Origin of the sequence: Oceanobacillus sp. FSL W7-1281, assembly GCF_037969835.1 — a bacterium.
GTDB classification, from domain to species: Bacteria; Bacillota; Bacilli; order Bacillales; family Amphibacillaceae; genus Oceanobacillus; species Oceanobacillus oncorhynchi.
This window is the reverse complement of record NZ_CP150214.1, coordinates 2,801,241-2,817,472: the sequence shown is the minus strand read 5'-3', so window position 1 is coordinate 2,817,472 and position 16,232 is coordinate 2,801,241. Positions and strand designations below refer to the sequence as shown.

Genomic DNA, 16,232 nt, shown 5'->3' with positions numbered 1-16,232 from the left:
TGCAGTCAACTTCTGATAAAAACTTTTGCAACACCGCAAAAAAAGTTGTTGACATAATTAATAGAACATGATAAATTATATTTTGTTGCTAATTAAAACAAACATTATTCCACAGTAGCTCAGTGGTAGAGCAATCGGCTGTTAACCGATCGGTCGTAGGTTCGAATCCTACCTGTGGAGCCATGGCGGTGTAGCTCAGCTGGCGAGAGCGTACGGTTCATACCCGTGAGGTCGGGGGTTCGATCCCCTCCGCCGCTACCAAAAATATATACATACATTTGCTATTTCATGGCGGCCGTGGCGAAGTGGTTAACGCACCGGATTGTGGCTCCGGCACGCGTGGGTTCAATCCCCACCGGTCGCCCCATTCAATAGTAAGAGGACCCTTAGCTCAGTTGGTTAGAGCTATCGGCTCATAACCGATCGGTCGCAGGTTCGAGTCCTGCAGGGTCCACCATTTATTCTGTCCGGAGGTATACCCAAGTCTGGCTGAAGGGGTCGGTCTTGAAAACCGAGAGGCGGGTCAAACCGCGCGGGGGTTCGAATCCCTCTACCTCCTCCATACATATTTTACAACAGAATGATGCAGAGCTTTTATATCATAGCTCCATGTACGGCTTGGTAGCTCAGTCGGTAGAGCAGAGGACTGAAAATCCTTGTGTCGGCGGTTCGATTCCGTCCCGAGCCATCTAAAAAAACAAGCGCAAAGCTTGTTTTTTTGTGTGCTTTTTTCTGATTTTGCAAGCGGATTCTGATTCCTTTTATAAACATTTTATTATTTCTTTAAGGCAAAAAAGTTTCCCATAAACAAAATAAGATAGTCAATAATATGTAAACGGTTATTTAATAAGGAATGTTTGATATATATCAGTGCAAAATATTTGCAAGAAATTCTTACCTTTGATAACGTATAAATTGTAGAAATAAAATCATCATTTATTTTAAGGAGGAGTTACACATGGCAAAATTTGAATTACCGGAATTACCTTATGCATACGATGCATTGGAACCATCTATTGATAAAGAAACAATGAACATCCACCATACGAAGCATCACAACACCTACGTTACCAAATTAAATGATGCATTAGAAGGACATGAAGATCTGCAAAACAAATCAGTTGATGAGCTTGTGAGGGACTTAAATGAGGTTCCTGAAAGCATCCGTACTGCTGTACGCAACAATGGCGGCGGACATGCCAACCACAGCTTCTTCTGGAAGACTTTGTCACCAAACGGCGGCGGAGAACCAACTGGCGAGCTGGCTGATAAAATCAACAGCAAATTCGGTTCTTTTGACAAATTTAAAGAGGATTTTGCAGCTGCGGCAGCAGGACGTTTTGGTTCTGGCTGGGCATGGTTAGTACTAAATAATGGTGAGCTTGAAATCACAAGCACTCCAAACCAGGATTCTCCATTAACAGATGGTAAAACGCCACTATTAGGATTAGATGTATGGGAGCATGCATATTATCTTAAGTATCAGAACAGACGCCCGGACTATATTTCCGCATTTTGGAATGTCGTTAACTGGGATCAAGTAACAAACAATTACGAAGCAGCAAAATAAAGAATAATTATAAAAGCTTGCAGATAACTTTATGTTTCTGCAAGCTTTTTGTATAGATACGGCTCCTTCGCTAAAAATAAAAGAAGAAGGAGTCGTTTTCTATGCAATTACAACAGCAGTACAGAAGATATAAACAACAAAAAGATGAATATCGGGATCTTTGGATACTCTTGCTTATCGGCGCTTTATATGCAGCAGGAATCTTTTTATCAAATACTTTTGTTAATGTGTACCTATGGAAGCAATCCGGGGATTTTTTTGTGATTGCTAATTATCACTTAGCAAGCTATGTATTCCAGGCATTATCTTTTATTTATGCTGGAAAATTATCCAAAAAAATCGATCGCATCATTATATTGCGAATCGGAATTCTTTTTTTATGTTTCTTTTTTCTGTTCGTTCTTTGGATCGGAGAGCTGGCTGCATATTATAATTTTATTCTTGGCTGCTTATTGGGAATAGGGTATGGTTTTTTCTGGTTAGCTTATTATGTACTGACTTTTGAAATTACCGAACCGGATACAAGAGATTGGTTTAACGGCATTTCCGGCACACTGACCTCCTTTGCCGGTATGGTTGGACCACTGCTTGCAGGATGGATGATTTCAAAAATGGCCGGGGATTTTGGTTATACCGCTATTTTTATCATTTCTTTAAGCCTGTTTATTGCGGCTATTATTGTCAGCTTTTTTATTATAAGAAAGGGAAGCAGAGGAAGCTTTGCTTTACCTGCTGTTATAAATGAAAGAAAGAAAAATAAAAATTGGAAGCGTATTTTACATGCTCACTTTTTTCAAGGGCTGAGAGAAGGTATCTATGGTTTCTATATCACCATCTGGATTTTTCTTGTTACAAACAGTGAGCTAATTTTAGGGATTTTTAATTTATTTCTTTCGGGGCTATCCATTATTTTTTATTTCGTTGCTTTAAAATGGATTCAACCTGCATTAAGAAAAAAAGCCATTTTATTTGGCGGAATCTTACTGTTTGCTTCTATTTTTATTATTATTTTTGAAATGAGTCTGTTCTGGTTAATTGTATACGCGGTGATTATCGGAATTGCATTCCCAATTCTGACCGTTCCGTATCAATCTCTGACCTATGATGTAATCGGCAGAGCGCGGATGGTGAGCGAGAGAAGAGTGGAATACATTGTAGTCCGGGAAATTTATTTAAATCTGGGAAGAATTGCTTCGATTGCCGTGTTTATATTTGGTATGTTTCTATTTCCGCATGACGTGATTATCCCTGCTTTACTGATTATATTCGGAGCCGGGCATGCCATCATCTATTTTTGCATCCGAAACATTTTTATTGGACCGTCAAAAAAACAAAAAATCGCATTAAAAGAAGATTTTACAGACGAAAAAAGCCGTTAATTGTGGTAAAATAAAACAGTGCTCTTTATTTTAACTCCACAGGTTATCATAGAAAGCACCATCGCAGGCCTGATGAAAAGTTTTTCCGTTTTATAATATTAAAGGGTTTAAAAAGATGCAAATAAGTGGTTCATTGTATATACTTTTAAACGAGCTATACAGTTTAATGCGATGCAAGTTCAAAATAGATGTGAAGGAGGAGAAAAGTGGTAGACAAGAAGAAAAAGAAAAAACGGGCTCAGCTCCCCGTTCGCATGAATATTCTTTTCTTTGCTATCTTCTTATTATTTTCTGCACTCATACTTCAGTTAGGTGTTGTTCAAATTCTAAACGGGGAAGCATATCAGGACGAAATTGAGAGAACCAATTTAGATACGACAAGTATACCTGTTCCCCGGGGGAAGATTTATGATACAAACGGGAAATTAATTGTAGATAATGAAGCGATGTATTCCATTACGTATACGCCTCCCAAAGGTGTTCAGGCGGAGGACCGTTTGAAAGTAGCGGAAACATTGACACAATATATTGATATGAGTGATGACCAATATATTGATCGAATAACAGACAGAGACAAAAGAGAATATTATTTATTGTTACATCAAGAAGACATAGAAGAGCGATTAGAGGAAATTGACACAGAAGAAATGGACAATTCTGAGGTTTATAATGCAACGCTGGAGTTGATTACGGACGAAGAAATTGCAGATTTTTCCAATGACGAACTGGAAGTAATCGCAATCAAAAAAGAACTCGATAAAGCATACGCGTTGACGCCTCAGGTTGTAAAAAATGAAGAGGTTTCCGCAGAGGAATATGCTTCTGTAGCTGAAAATCTGGATAAATTGCCTGGTATTAATGCTACAACGGATTGGAATCGTGTCTATCCAAACGGTGATACTTTAACAAGTATTTTAGGCAGTATCTCCAGCCAGGAGCAGGGAATTCCGGCAGAGGACATGAGTGCTTACCTGACGAAGGGATACAGCCGGAACGATCGTGTCGGCAGGAGCGGACTGGAAGAGCAGTATGAGGATTTTCTGCGCGGACGTAAAGAACAGATTCAATATACAACACGCCAAAACGGTTCGATTGTCGGTTCGGAAACCATAGTAGAGGGAGAACGAGGCAAAGATTTGGTGTTAACAACAGATTTAGATTTTCAGCAGGAAGTGGATGAGATTTTATTAGATGAGTTTCAGTCCATGAAAGCAAAAAGCCCTTATGAAAATCGATTTGCGACCAATGCGTATGCTGTGGTTATGAATCCAAAAACGGGGGAGCTGCTTGCTATTTCCGGTCTGAACTATGATTCGGAGCAGAATGAATACAGCGATGCAGCATTTATGGCTTTGGCGAATGCACATGAGCCTGGTTCCAGTATTAAAGGAGCGACGATTCTTACCGGTTATGATTCAGAGGTAATTTCACCGGGCGATGCTTTCAATGATGCGCCGATGAAGTTAGCGGGGACACCGGTGAAGAAATCTGTTTCAGCAATGGGAACCGTTAATGATTTAAGTGCTTTAGAAAGATCATCCAATGTTTACATGTTCTATGTTGCTTTACGGTTAGGAGGAGACTATCGTTACCCAATGCCGCATAATGCCAGCCTTAGCATTAACATAGGAGAAACCTTACAAACGCTGCAAAATTATTTTAACCAGTTTGGCTTAGGGGCCTCTACCGGGATTGATTATCCATATGAAAGTACCGGCGTTAGAGGGGAAGCCCCGGATAATCCCGGTAATATCCTTGACTTTGCTATTGGCCAGTATGATACGTACACAACCCTGCAGCTTGCACAATATGTATCAACAATTGCCAACGACGGCTACCGTGTCCAGCCGCATTTCTTAAAGGAAGCTCGTGATCCAATTGCTTCTTTAGATGAGCTGGGGCCATTGTATTATTCCAAAAACACATCGGTAATGAACCGGATTGAAATGACAAATGACCAAATCAGCCGTGTGCAGGAGGGATTCCGTCTTTCCTATCAAGGATCACAGGGAACAGGACGCGGTTTTTTTGCGAATAAATCCTATAATCCGGCAGGGAAAACAGGAACAGCGCAGTCATTTGAGTATGTAGACGGTCAGGAATTTGCCCTTAATAATTTAACATTAGTCGGCTATGCGCCTTATGATGATCCGGAGGTTGCTTTTGCTGTTGTTGTACCGCATGTAGGAATTGGTGAAGGAGATCAAATCAATTTAAGAATCGGTGAACGTATTTTAGATACGTATTTCGAAATAAAAGAAGAGCATGATGAAGAAGAGGAAGATGGTTCTTCTGAAGACAGTGAAACTGAAAACGAAGAATAAAAAAACTTCTGCCCATGTAACGGGTGGAAGTTTTTTTGTAATTCATATAAAAAATGAGCAGCTCCTGGATGGAACAGCTCATTTTAAATTTGATGATTCTATTCGGAATACGTGGTGATGACATCGCCAATTTCGCTGAACGACATCTCGCTATCGATTTCATAGGTTCCAGGTATGACACTGCCGCTTAAATCATTATCATCCAGATAATCATTAAAGTCCCACGCGTCATCAATAATACCGGCATCTTCTAAAGCATTGCTGATAGTGGAAGGCGGTGCGCCGTCTTCCAGTGTGATTTCTACTTCAATCACATCAGAATCTTCGGACGCTTCGTCATCTTCATTGCTTGCTGAGTCGTTATCATTACTATCTTCATTCTCATTGTTTTCTTCATCATTACTATCTTCATCGTTGCTATTTTCTTCTTCATCTGTGCTATCATTTTCATCCGAATCGTTGTTTGAATCGGAATCAGCTTCTTCATTTCCGGTTCCTTCATCTGCATCGGAGTTTTCTTCTTCTCCATTTTCTCTGCCAACGCTATAGGCAATATATTCATCTTGGGTCAATACGGCATAACCTTGATCTTCCAAAACCGAAATCAATTCTTCCGGTTCGGTATCCTTCAGATTGCCTGAGGATTGACCGCCAAAAAGATAAATAGCGAGAAGCAGGGCACCGCTGGTTAACAGACCGACAGCAAACGCTCTTACATGTTGTTTCATGATAATACTCCTCTAATTATTATTTTTAGGTTGAGACGATACAGCGTCGTCAGATATATTTTGAGGCAATAATTCTTCTTCTAAAACAGATACTTTCTTTTTCAGCTGATATGTATCTTGCATTGTTGTAATAGACAATTGTTCAAGCTGACTCTCTACTTCTTCCAGACGATCGTTAATAAAGAATGATAGGATAAATAGAACAATTCCAATGACGACAACTGCCAAAATGGCAACTAACATTTTTAATTCCCTCCTTTTATGAGGATGTTCAAAAGCCTTCAAATGATACGCGGCGATATATTGACCTTCAAGGAAGAACGCCCGCGTCCGCGAAAGCGCAGCGTAAAGAGTCCGCCTTAGCCCGTCGCATCGGCTGCATAAGCTGACCACATTGCTGCAATTACTCGTCCCGCCGAATACCATTGGATACTTTTTGAACACGCACTTTATGTATCATTTATAGTTATACCATAAATTAAAAGAAGTGACTATGCTAAAAGCTGGAGAAATCTTGATAAACGTCTGCTTTATCTCTAATAGATCAGCGCTTGAAAAGTTTTAGGATTCTTTGAAGAAACATTCTTGATAAATTGAAGAAACTTTGATAATATAATTAAAGTCTGTACAGTTATGTAAAAAGGCAAGTTGAAAAGTTTGGAGGGATAGATATGCGCGTAAATATAACGTTAGCTTGCACGGAAACAGGAGATCGTAACTATATTTCTACAAAAAACAAACGTAATAATCCGGAACGTATTGAGCTTATGAAATACTCACCACGTCTTAAAAAACATACCCTACACCGTGAAACTAAATAAGCATTCATGAAAAACTCTTATCTGATATTATTGGATAAGAGTTTTTTTATCCATGGAGGTGGATTTCTCATGTCAGAAAAAAAGATGCTTCGGCAGCATATGCTGACGTATATAAGCGGATTGTCGGAATTTGAACGGAAAAATATAGAAGAAAAATTGCAGAATCAATTAGTGGCAAGTCCTGTATTTCAGCAGGCTGCGACAATAGGCATCACAATCTCCACGGCTCAGGAGTGGGCTACATCTTCCATCATGGAAAAGGCATGGGAGAAAGGGAAGATAATCGCTTCCCCTAAATGTATTGTGAAAACGAAAGAAATGCAATATTATGCTTGGAATCAGCTCGATCAAATCGAAGCTGGCTATGCCGGAATAAAAGAACCTATACCAGAAAAAACGACACCCATAGCGCCTGCTGACATCGATTTGCTGCTGGTGCCTGGTGTTATTTTTGACAAGGACGGCTATCGCATCGGCTATGGCGGCGGGTATTATGATCGTATGCTGGCTGATTATAAGGGTGTAACGATTTCACTGTGCACGGAAAAGCAGCTCGTTGAGCGTATTCCAAGAGAAAGCCATGATTTGCCTGTGGAGCTGATTATAACAGAGAAACGAACTATAAAAACTTCCAAATAGCATATCTGATGTATAAGATGGCTTTCTTCGTTGACAATAAAAGATGTAAAAGAGGTTGTTCAAAAAGGGTACTATCTCGAAGGAGGTCAGGAAAATGATGCGCTTTATCTTTGTATTTGCGATGCTGCTATCCATTGCATTCCTTTTTATGAAATGGAGATACCGCATTTTAAACCGCATGTTAAATTGGAAACAGGGGAGAAAGTACCTGGTACCGCTGCTTGGTAATATGATTTTGTGGGAAAAGAAAAAGGAAACGGTTTAATTTCTAAATTACCATTTTTATTTTCTCCGCCATTCATCCGCATGCTCCCTCTTTGCCGGCAAATCGAAGCGAGAGCTTAATCAGGATGGCAAGACAGGTATGCCTTACGAACCTGTTTAAAAATTATCATTGCATCCTGGTTTGCTGCAAACGGAAAATTGTACCTGATTATAAATATTTGGTATGCTTCAAAGAGGGGAGGATGATTTATGGACATACATATGCAATATCGGGCGTATGAGCTGGTGAATAAATTAACAGAACAAGGTTTTCGAATTATTGCCGGTGACTATCAAACGGATGAAATCTGGCTGGAGCGCAAAGCTGACAGAAAATCCGCTATTATTCGAGTGAAGCCGCAAACGTTTGATTGGTCGAATCACCTGCGTCAGGATTCGCAGATTGCCTACCAGCAGATGCAGCGGATCAGGCAAGCTATTGCTAGCTCAAATGCTGTCTTCTATTCGATTTATATCGCAGAAGAACTGCCGGTGGATGATTGGGAAGACGTAAAGCACCCGCGGGGAGAAGGAACAAAGAAAGATCCTAAGATGCATACATATTATCTTACTGAAGCAAATGAAGAGGAAGAAATCAGCCAATTAAACCTTGATCTCCATGTTTCATTGTCTTCGGATAGAGAAAAATATGTAACAGATACTGATAAAGAAACTGCCGCAAAGCGCATGAAAGATATTTTATTTCAAGAAATGCAGGAAGAAATGGAGAATCGCAAGAAAGTATTTTCATTTTCGAAACCGTTGTTTACATACATATTGATTGCTTTCAACGTACTCATTTTTATTTTTCAAATAACCAGTGGAGAAATGGAGAATACACAGCATTTAATTGATATGGGGGCAAATTTTAATCTGCTTGTCATGGAAGGAGAATGGTGGAGATTCTTCACATCGATGTTTTTACATCTGAACTTCCTTCATTTGATGATGAATATGCTTGCTTTATTCTACCTTGGCGCAGCCATTGAACAAATATTCGGGAGGATCCGGTTTCTTTTTATTTATTTCCTGGGCGGTTTAACAGGATCTATTGCAAGCTTTGCTTTTTCTATCAATGTGTCAGCAGGGGCATCGGGCGCCATATTCGCTCTGTTTGGCGCACTTCTCTTATTTGGATTGATTTATAAGAAAATTTTCTTTCAGACAATGGGCTTTAATATCATGCTTATTTTAGGGATAAACCTTGTGATTGGATTTACTATTCCTGAAATCGATATGGGAGCGCATCTTGGCGGACTTGCCGGCGGGTTTTTGATTGCTGCAGCAGCCTATGTTCCAAACAAAAAAAATAAAAAGAATCAGCTGCTTGCCTTGATTGGCTTTGTTGTGCTCAGTCTTGGATTATTTATTTATGGCTGGTCTTTCAATTCTTCATCTCCAGAGTTGAAATTAATTGAAGTAGAGATGCAATTAGAAGAGAATCAGTTTAACGAAGCCATTTCCATTGCAACAGAAGCTTTGGAGGATACGAATGATGAGACGCTGATACCCTATTTCCTTTTCCATCGTTCATATGCGTATATTCAAGAAGGGGAGTATACAGAGGCTGCAGAGGATTTGGAAGAGGCTGTTCAATACGACAATAGACTGCCGCAAATGTACAATAACCTGGCTGTTTTATATTCAAGGCAAGGCGCAAGCACCGCAGAAATCGAAGCCATTATTGATGAAGGCTTAACCCATTTTCCAGATGATGAAGAATTATCCAAGCTGAAGGAAGATTTGCAATCTTACTGATTAAAAAACCAGACTGCTGAATGTGAACGGCAGTTTGGTTTTTTTTAGTGTGTTTTAAATGATGTAGCATGTATAGTTTTCATCTGGTGATATAAACTATCTACATCCTATGATGTAAGGTGATAAAATTGACCAATCAGATGAAAAAAGTAGCTCCAAGTCTGGAGACCAATGTTTCTTATCTAAAGTCTTATCTGGGAGTGGATAAAAGCTTTGACATAATTAATTTAGACTTAAACTATGCCGGGAAGGATATGGCTATGTTTATGGTCGACGGGTTTGCAAAAGACGATATCATGCTCTATATTATGCAATCGCTGCAAAGACTTCAACCGAATGAGCTGGATACCGATACATTACGAAAATTAGTGAAGAGAGATATTCCCTATATTGAGCTGGAAGAAATGAAGGAGATGGATAAAATAGTTGATTTTATCCTTTCTGGAGCCACTGTCTTATTTGTAGATGAATTGGATAGGGCAATTATCATTGATGCAAGGGAATATCCGGCAAGGTCTCCGGAAGAGCCTGATTTGGAAAGGGTTGTCAGAGGGCCCCGTGATGGATTTGTGGAAACACTCGTATTTAATACAGCATTAACAAGACGCCGAGTCAGAGACCGCTCTTTAAGAATGGAATTTACACAGGTTGGCAGACGCTCTAAAACAGATGTGGTTATTAGTTACATAGAGGATATAGCTGATTCCAGACAGGTGGAGAGACTGAAAAAGTTACTAGACGGGATAGATACAGACGGGCTTCCAATGGCAGAAAAGTCAATTGAGGAATTTTTTAGCCACCGTTATTGGAATCCCTACCCTGCGGTCCGTTATACCGAGCGGCCTGATACAGCCGCTTCTCACCTTTTAGAGGGGCATATTGTGCTTATTATCGATGGAACCCCAAGTGTGATGATTACGCAAACAACGTTTTGGCAGCATCTGCAGCATGCAGAGGAATATCGTCAAAAGCCAAGTGTTGGAGCGTATTTACGTATTGTTCGATTTATCGCCATATTTTTTTCATTGCTTCTCCTGCCGTTATATTATTTATTTTCTGTACAGCCAGACCTGTTGCCCGATGCATTTTATTTTATCGGACCGGAAGATTCCGGTGTTATTCCATTGCTGGTTCAATTTTTAATCGCCGAACTGGGGCTGGATATTTTGAGAATGGCTTCGATTCATACACCATCAGCGCTCGCAACCGCTCTAGGCTTAGTAGCTGCGATTATGATTGGTGAGGTTTCGGTAGAAGTCGGCTGGTTTTCCCATGAGGTGGTCTTATATATTGCGACGGCAGCCATTGGCTCGTATGCCACGCCGAGCTATGAATTAGGCATGGCCAACCGCCTTGTCCGCTTATTTTTATTATTTACAACGGCTTTATTCGGCGTCGGCGGATATGTTGTCGGTGTCACCATTTGGCTGTTATTTTTAATAAAGATGAGAACGTTGGATACGCCTTATTTCTGGCCGCTGGTTCCATTTTCCGCAAAGAATATGCGTGATACCTTTATTCGTTTTCCATTACCAGAGAGACATCTGCGTCCATCCATATTACGGCCGAAAGATCCAGATCGTTGATTCGATTTGGGTCTTTTTCGCATTTCCCATTTTCATGCCCTTTTGGTATAATGTTTTTGGTGATAGTATGGAAAATATACACGATGTACGAAAGCTGCTGCTGAAGTTTGGTACTTTTATTTATACAGCAGACCGTTTAGGTGATTTAGAATTAATGATAATGGAAATAAATGAACTATATGAATGGAAATTAATTAGTGTAGAGCAATTTCAACAAGCGTTATTGCTTCTGAAAAAAGAGATAAGAGAATATAAAAAGGGGACGGAAGACAATGAGTGAACTATTAGCAGGCGTAGATATCGGCGGTACGACCGTTAAAATTGGATTTATTACAAAAAATGGAGATATCATTGAAAAATGGGAAATCCCTACGGATTTAACAAATGAAGGGGTCCATATCATTTCAGATATTTGGGCAAGCATTGAATCAAAATTACAGACACCGTCATTTAAGGATGCTTCTATAAAAGGAATTGGCGTCGGAGCACCGGGCTTTGTAGATGCGCATGCCGGTATTATTGCAGAAGCTGTAAATATTGGCTGGAAAGATATTCATTTAGCGGAAGAGCTTGAAAAACTGGCGAACGTTCCCGTTTATGCTGAGAATGATGCCAATATTGCCGTATTAGGAGAGAACTGGGTCGGTGCAGGGAATCAATCCAGAAATTTAATTGCCATCACACTTGGTACAGGTGTTGGCGGCGGAATTATCGCAAATGGGTCCATCTTAAATGGTGCCAATGGAATGGCAGGCGAAATTGGCCATATCGAAGTATTAGAGGATGGTCATTTATGTAACTGCGGTAAAAGAGGATGTCTAGAAACCATTACATCAGCAACAGGCATCGTCAGACAAGGAATGGAAAAGGTGCAGACAAACCCGGAATCCCAATTGGCGAAATTATTTCAATCAGAGGGAAGTATTACCACCCAGCATATTTTTGAGCTGGCTAAACAGGGAGACCAGGCTTCTAAGGAGATTATTGACTATACCGCAGATGTTTTAGGGAAAGCGATGGCAAATATGTCAATGATTATTAATCCTTCCAATATTTTGATAGGCGGCGGGGTTTCCAATGCAGGGGATTATTTAATTGACGCTGTTACAAAAGCATTCAGAAAACACGCATTGCCAAGGATAAGCGAGGTATGCACGATTAAAGTTTGTCAGCTCGGCAATGATGCAGGCATTATTGGCGGAGCGTATCTGGTATATGAAAATAATAGTTAATTGATTTTCAGACTTGATTTTTTTAGATTATCTACTAAAATAGTAATTTATGAACGGGTATTAAAATAAAATGATTTAATGTGAAACCTTTTGCTTGCCAAATCGTATGAAAAAGATGTAGAATTCATTAATTGTAGGTTTACATTAGTTTATAAAATGGGAAGTAGTATGTTAGAGGATAAACTCGAATTCCTGTTTTTATTATTTAGGAGAGGATATAATGAAACGATTTAAAAAGCCAAAGATACCGCTCTATGTCATAGCGGCGTTACTTCTTGGCCTGAAAACGTATATTGTCTATCGATTTGTATTTAATATTGAACTTGATAACTCCATGCAGGAATTAATTCTGTTTATTAATCCATTTGTGTCAGCATTCTTAATACTGGCATTAGGGGTCTGGTTTAAAAAGTCTTCCAGACAAATGAAATATATTCGGTATGCGATGCTGGCAATGTCACTGATTGTCTGGGCAAATCTGGTATTCTATCGCCAGTTCACAGACTTTATCACCATCCCGCAATTATTTATGGGAAGCAATATGACAGATTTAGGATCCAGTATCTTAACTTTGATTAAGCCATGGGACCTGTTCATATTTGCTGATGTGGCGATTGTCTGGTATATAAGTAAGAAATTTGCAGGAAATTTATCTGTCTTGTACCCTAGAAGCGGAAAAGTCGGGGTTCTGGCGTTTTCATTAGTTTTACTTGCAGGTAACTTTTTCTTAGCAGAAATGGAAAGACCACAGTTATTCACCCGTGGTTTCGACCGTGAATATTTAGTGAAAAATATCGGGCTGCTTAACTATCATGTATACGATGTTGTTGTTCACTCAAAAAATGAATCACAGCGTGTTTTTGCTGACGGAAATGAAATTCCTGAAATTCAGGAATTTATAGAAGAAAATGTAGATCACGAGCGCAGTGAAGAAATGAATGGTATTGCGAAGGATAAAAACATTATTTTCCTTAATGCAGAGTCATTGCAACACTTTGTGATGAACAGTGAAGTAAATGGGGAAGAGGTTACACCATTCCTGAATGATTTAGCTCAAGATGAGGATACGTATTACTTTGACAATTTCTATGAACAAACTGGTCAGGGGAATACATCTGATTCCGAATTCTTAGTAGAAAATTCATTGTACCCGCTGTCCCGCGGTGCTGTATTCTTTACCCACGGAGGAAATGATTATCATTCCTTCCCGGAAATGATTAAAGAAGCCGGTTATAGTTCTTCCGTATTGCATGCGAACAATAAAAGCTTTTGGAATAGAGACGCAATGTATGACAGCTTAGAAATCGATGAATTCCTTGGTGAGGAGTCATACGATGTCACACCAGAAGATTCTGTAGGATGGGGTTTGAAAGACAAACCGTTCTTTGAACAATCTATCCCGCTTCTGGAGGATCTGGAAGAGCCGTTCTATTCAAAAATGATTTTACTGACAAATCACTTCCCGTTTGAATTAGATGAGGAAGATGCAACAATTGATAAATTTGATTCCAATTCCAATACACTGAACAGTTATATCCCAACTGTACGTTATATGGATGAGGCTATTGAAGAATTCTTTGATGAATTGAAAGAATCCGGTATGTATGAAGATTCTATTATCGTCATTATGGGTGACCATATTGGAATCAGCGCAAACCATAATAAAGCGATGGCCCAATATTTAGATCAGGATGAAATTACTCCTTATGATCAGGTGCAATTGCAGCGTGTACCATTATTTATCCACATCCCTGGAGACGGTAATGGCCAAGTAATGGATGAGATTGCCGGTCAAATCGACTTGAAACCAACCATGTTAAACATGCTTGATGTCGATCCTGGTGAAGATATCTATTTCGGTAATGACTTATTCAGTGATGACAGAAAAGACTATATCGCATTGCGTAATGGCGATTTTGTCAGTGATGATTATGTAAGTACAGCTGGAATCTGTTATGACCGTGAAACAGGAGAGCCAATGGATCAGGCTATTGAAGAAGAGACTGATTCAGATGAAGAAGCAAGTGAAGAGTTAGAACAGGTAGAAAGTGCTTGTGACTCCATTCAAGAAAAAGTGGATACAGAGCTTTCTTACTCTGATTCCATCATTTACGGAGACTTATTCCGATTTGTTGATTTTGGAGATGAGGAAGAGGAATAATAAAAACGATGCAGGTGCTCATCACCTGCATCGTTTTTTGTATCAATTAATTAATCAGCTGTCTCTATTTTGTGCTTTTGTTTCACAAATAATTTAATAAAATAAATAAAAACGATAGCTATAAATGAAATGCAATAATAAAGAATCTCGGCTCTTTTATCACAGTGTAACTGGCTGTGACTGCGATTACCAATGTTGTCAGGTTAGTGCGACCGCTACGGAAAGCGGGGTATATTTCTGGAGCCTAAGATTACTCACCCCATGAAACCCGTTAGAGCGGTTAGCTTGCACTTTTTAGATACTTCTAAAAGTGCAATAAAAAACAGATTCATTTTATGTTGTTTAACATAAAATGAATCTGTCCATTTCGTTTTAGCCCGTAATTTCTGAAATAATAGTGGCGATGGAGAAGAATCCAAAGACAACTGCAGTCAGAGCAGAAAATAACAGCGCCAGTATATTTTTATATTTCAACTGACGAATCACGGATACGACCGCTAATAGTGCAACTGCTAAAAATATAACTCCTAATATAATATGGCTCATCCGAAATTTTCCTCCTTTTCAACGTAATTATTCTTGTGTAAAAAGTCAGTATTTAATACTATGTAATTATCGTTAAACTATTTATATTTTATAGTATTTCCAAGTGTTTGTCGAGTTATTATAAAAGAATGGAGAGATAGGTATGGAAATTATTGCGATGCCGGTAGGTTTAGTCCAGGCAAATTGCTATATCGTTTACAAAAAAGAAGAAAAAGATGCTTTAGTTATCGACCCCGGCGGTGAACCGGAGAAGATTATTGCTGCCATTGAAAAACATCAGCTGAATGTGAGGGCAATATTGCTGACCCATGCTCATTTTGATCATATCGGCGGTTTGGAAAGAGTCCGGGAGTTTACAAATGCACCGGTTTATCTTCATAAAGCTGAATGGGATTGGTTAGGGGAACCTAAATTAAATGGTTCAGCTAAATTAATGGGACAGCCCGTAACTGCGCAAGCGGCAGATAAAGAATTAGAAGAAGGACCATTGGAAGCTGGCGGATTTTTCATGGAGGCATTACACACACCCGGCCATTCGCCGGGAAGCATCAGCTTTGTTTTCCCTGAAGATAATTTTGCTGTTTGCGGAGATGTCCTGTTTCAACAGGGGATTGGAAGAACAGATTTAGTTGATGGGGATATAGATATTCTTGAGCATACGGTAAGGGAAAAATTATATCGTTTGCCGGAGGATCTGACGGTTCTTCCCGGACACGGACCTGCAACGACAATCGGCTATGAGAAGAAAAATAATCCTTTTTTTCCGGCATAGAAAGGTAGTATCTTTATTGCGGGAACAGAATTAAATAGAAAAAAGACCATCTATAATCCAATACAGATGGTCTTTTTTCGATGTTTTTAATGTCCAAATCCAGGTACCAGGATAAACTCAGAATACCAAGTATATCCAACAATAAATACCGTACAATATGCACCAAACAGATACATGTACATACGTTCAGACAGCTTTAAGTAACTCAGTGTAAGGAAAAACGCCGTTTGAACAAGGAATAATAGTGCAGTATTCAGCATGTCACCTACATAAAACATAACTGTAAAAATACCTGTCCAAAAGGCAAGAACACGAAACATGCGGTCCATGTCTTCCCCCTCCTTTATAGGTAACGTTCTCATAGTTATTATATACGAGCAAGAAAGGATTGTAAACGATTCTTATAGATATCATGCCCAATTAGCATAGATTTAATTTCAAAACAATGAAAA

At 39.4% G+C, this 16,232-nt stretch carries 16 protein-coding genes and 6 tRNA genes; 18 read left to right on the top strand and 4 right to left on the bottom strand.

Going from position 1 to position 16,232, the window contains the following annotated elements; translation table 11 throughout:
- Window positions 1-108 precede the first annotated feature (108 nt).
- The 9 genes from MKX55_RS14005 (at window position 109) to MKX55_RS13965 (ending at window position 5,273) form a co-directional block, all read left to right on the top strand.
- Window positions 109-183, top strand: a tRNA-Asn gene (locus tag MKX55_RS14005).
- A 1-nt stretch (window position 184) separates the two neighbouring features.
- Window positions 185-261: transfer RNA gene (locus tag MKX55_RS14000), tRNA-Met, on the top strand.
- 30 nt (window positions 262-291) lie between these two features.
- A tRNA-His gene (locus tag MKX55_RS13995) sits at window positions 292-367 on the top strand.
- A 13-nt stretch (window positions 368-380) separates the two neighbouring features.
- Window positions 381-457 (top strand) — tRNA-Ile (locus tag MKX55_RS13990).
- Window positions 458-469: 12 nt separating this feature from the next.
- A tRNA-Ser gene (locus MKX55_RS13985) sits at window positions 470-562 on the top strand.
- A gap of 53 nt (window positions 563-615) precedes the next feature.
- A tRNA-Phe gene (locus MKX55_RS13980) sits at window positions 616-688 on the top strand.
- A gap of 270 nt (window positions 689-958) precedes the next feature.
- Window positions 959-1,570 carry a superoxide dismutase SodA gene (gene sodA, locus MKX55_RS13975; RefSeq protein ID WP_042534787.1) on the top strand — a complete coding sequence of 204 codons (612 nt, stop codon included), beginning with the start codon at window positions 959-961 and terminating at the stop codon, window positions 1,568-1,570.
- A 101-nt stretch (window positions 1,571-1,671) separates the two neighbouring features.
- Window positions 1,672-2,949 (top strand): MFS transporter, encoded by a 1,278-nt coding sequence (locus MKX55_RS13970; protein WP_339177959.1) that lies wholly within the window; start codon window positions 1,672-1,674, stop codon window positions 2,947-2,949.
- Window positions 2,950-3,203: 254 nt separating this feature from the next.
- Window positions 3,204-5,273, top strand: coding sequence for a penicillin-binding protein 2 (locus MKX55_RS13965; RefSeq protein WP_339238535.1), 2,070 nt, complete (start codon window positions 3,204-3,206; stop codon window positions 5,271-5,273).
- A gap of 98 nt (window positions 5,274-5,371) precedes the next feature.
- On the opposite strand, the gene MKX55_RS13960 is transcribed toward MKX55_RS13965, so the two are convergent.
- Both MKX55_RS13960 and MKX55_RS13955 read right to left on the bottom strand, forming a co-directional pair.
- Complete coding sequence (locus tag MKX55_RS13960) at window positions 5,372-6,001, bottom strand: hypothetical protein (RefSeq protein ID WP_339233265.1); 630 nt, start codon at window positions 5,999-6,001, stop codon at window positions 5,372-5,374.
- A 12-nt stretch (window positions 6,002-6,013) separates the two neighbouring features.
- The gene (locus MKX55_RS13955; RefSeq protein WP_042534783.1) at window positions 6,014-6,244 is read right to left on the bottom strand and encodes a hypothetical protein; all 231 of its coding nucleotides are present in this window, start codon (window positions 6,242-6,244) and stop codon (window positions 6,014-6,016) included.
- A gap of 428 nt (window positions 6,245-6,672) precedes the next feature.
- Here MKX55_RS13955 and rpmG point away from each other — a divergent pair, with 428 nt between their 5' ends.
- The 8 genes from rpmG to MKX55_RS13915 all read left to right on the top strand — a co-directional run bounded on the left by rpmG (window position 6,673) and on the right by MKX55_RS13915 (window position 14,462).
- Complete coding sequence (gene rpmG / locus MKX55_RS13950) at window positions 6,673-6,822, top strand: 50S ribosomal protein L33 (protein WP_040985278.1); 150 nt, start codon at window positions 6,673-6,675, stop codon at window positions 6,820-6,822.
- Window positions 6,823-6,891: 69 nt separating this feature from the next.
- On the top strand, window positions 6,892-7,461 hold the full coding sequence (locus MKX55_RS13945; protein ID WP_339177953.1) for a 5-formyltetrahydrofolate cyclo-ligase: 570 nt from the start codon (window positions 6,892-6,894) through the stop codon (window positions 7,459-7,461).
- A gap of 94 nt (window positions 7,462-7,555) precedes the next feature.
- Window positions 7,556-7,726, top strand: coding sequence for a hypothetical protein (locus MKX55_RS13940; protein ID WP_339233264.1), 171 nt, complete (start codon window positions 7,556-7,558; stop codon window positions 7,724-7,726).
- 209 nt (window positions 7,727-7,935) lie between these two features.
- Window positions 7,936-9,483, top strand: coding sequence for a rhomboid family intramembrane serine protease (locus tag MKX55_RS13935; RefSeq protein ID WP_339233262.1), 1,548 nt, complete (start codon window positions 7,936-7,938; stop codon window positions 9,481-9,483).
- 140 nt (window positions 9,484-9,623) lie between these two features.
- On the top strand, window positions 9,624-11,069 hold the full coding sequence (locus tag MKX55_RS13930; protein WP_339238533.1) for a spore germination protein: 1,446 nt from the start codon (window positions 9,624-9,626) through the stop codon (window positions 11,067-11,069).
- 67 nt (window positions 11,070-11,136) lie between these two features.
- Window positions 11,137-11,349, top strand: a complete 213-nt coding sequence (locus tag MKX55_RS13925) for a YqgQ family protein (RefSeq protein ID WP_339177945.1) — start codon at window positions 11,137-11,139, stop codon at window positions 11,347-11,349.
- Complete coding sequence (locus MKX55_RS13920; RefSeq protein ID WP_339177943.1) at window positions 11,342-12,301, top strand: ROK family glucokinase; 960 nt, start codon at window positions 11,342-11,344, stop codon at window positions 12,299-12,301. The genes MKX55_RS13925 and MKX55_RS13920 overlap by 8 nt, the downstream gene beginning before the upstream one ends.
- 220 nt (window positions 12,302-12,521) lie before the next feature.
- Window positions 12,522-14,462 carry an LTA synthase family protein gene (locus MKX55_RS13915; RefSeq protein WP_339177941.1) on the top strand — a complete coding sequence of 647 codons (1,941 nt, stop codon included), beginning with the start codon at window positions 12,522-12,524 and terminating at the stop codon, window positions 14,460-14,462.
- A gap of 372 nt (window positions 14,463-14,834) precedes the next feature.
- Here MKX55_RS13915 and MKX55_RS13910 read toward each other — a convergent pair whose 3' ends face one another.
- Window positions 14,835-15,008: a DUF2759 family protein gene (locus MKX55_RS13910; protein ID WP_084612994.1), complete on the bottom strand. Its 174-nt coding sequence runs from the start codon at window positions 15,006-15,008 to the stop codon at window positions 14,835-14,837.
- Window positions 15,009-15,150: 142 nt separating this feature from the next.
- Between MKX55_RS13910 and MKX55_RS13905 the strand changes: the two genes are divergently transcribed.
- The gene (locus MKX55_RS13905) at window positions 15,151-15,780 is read left to right on the top strand and encodes an MBL fold metallo-hydrolase (RefSeq protein ID WP_339233261.1); all 630 of its coding nucleotides are present in this window, start codon (window positions 15,151-15,153) and stop codon (window positions 15,778-15,780) included.
- Between the two features lie 86 nt (window positions 15,781-15,866).
- Here MKX55_RS13905 and MKX55_RS13900 read toward each other — a convergent pair whose 3' ends face one another.
- On the bottom strand, window positions 15,867-16,109 hold the full coding sequence (locus MKX55_RS13900) for a DUF2626 domain-containing protein (RefSeq protein ID WP_040985302.1): 243 nt from the start codon (window positions 16,107-16,109) through the stop codon (window positions 15,867-15,869).
- Window positions 16,110-16,232 lie beyond the last annotated feature (123 nt).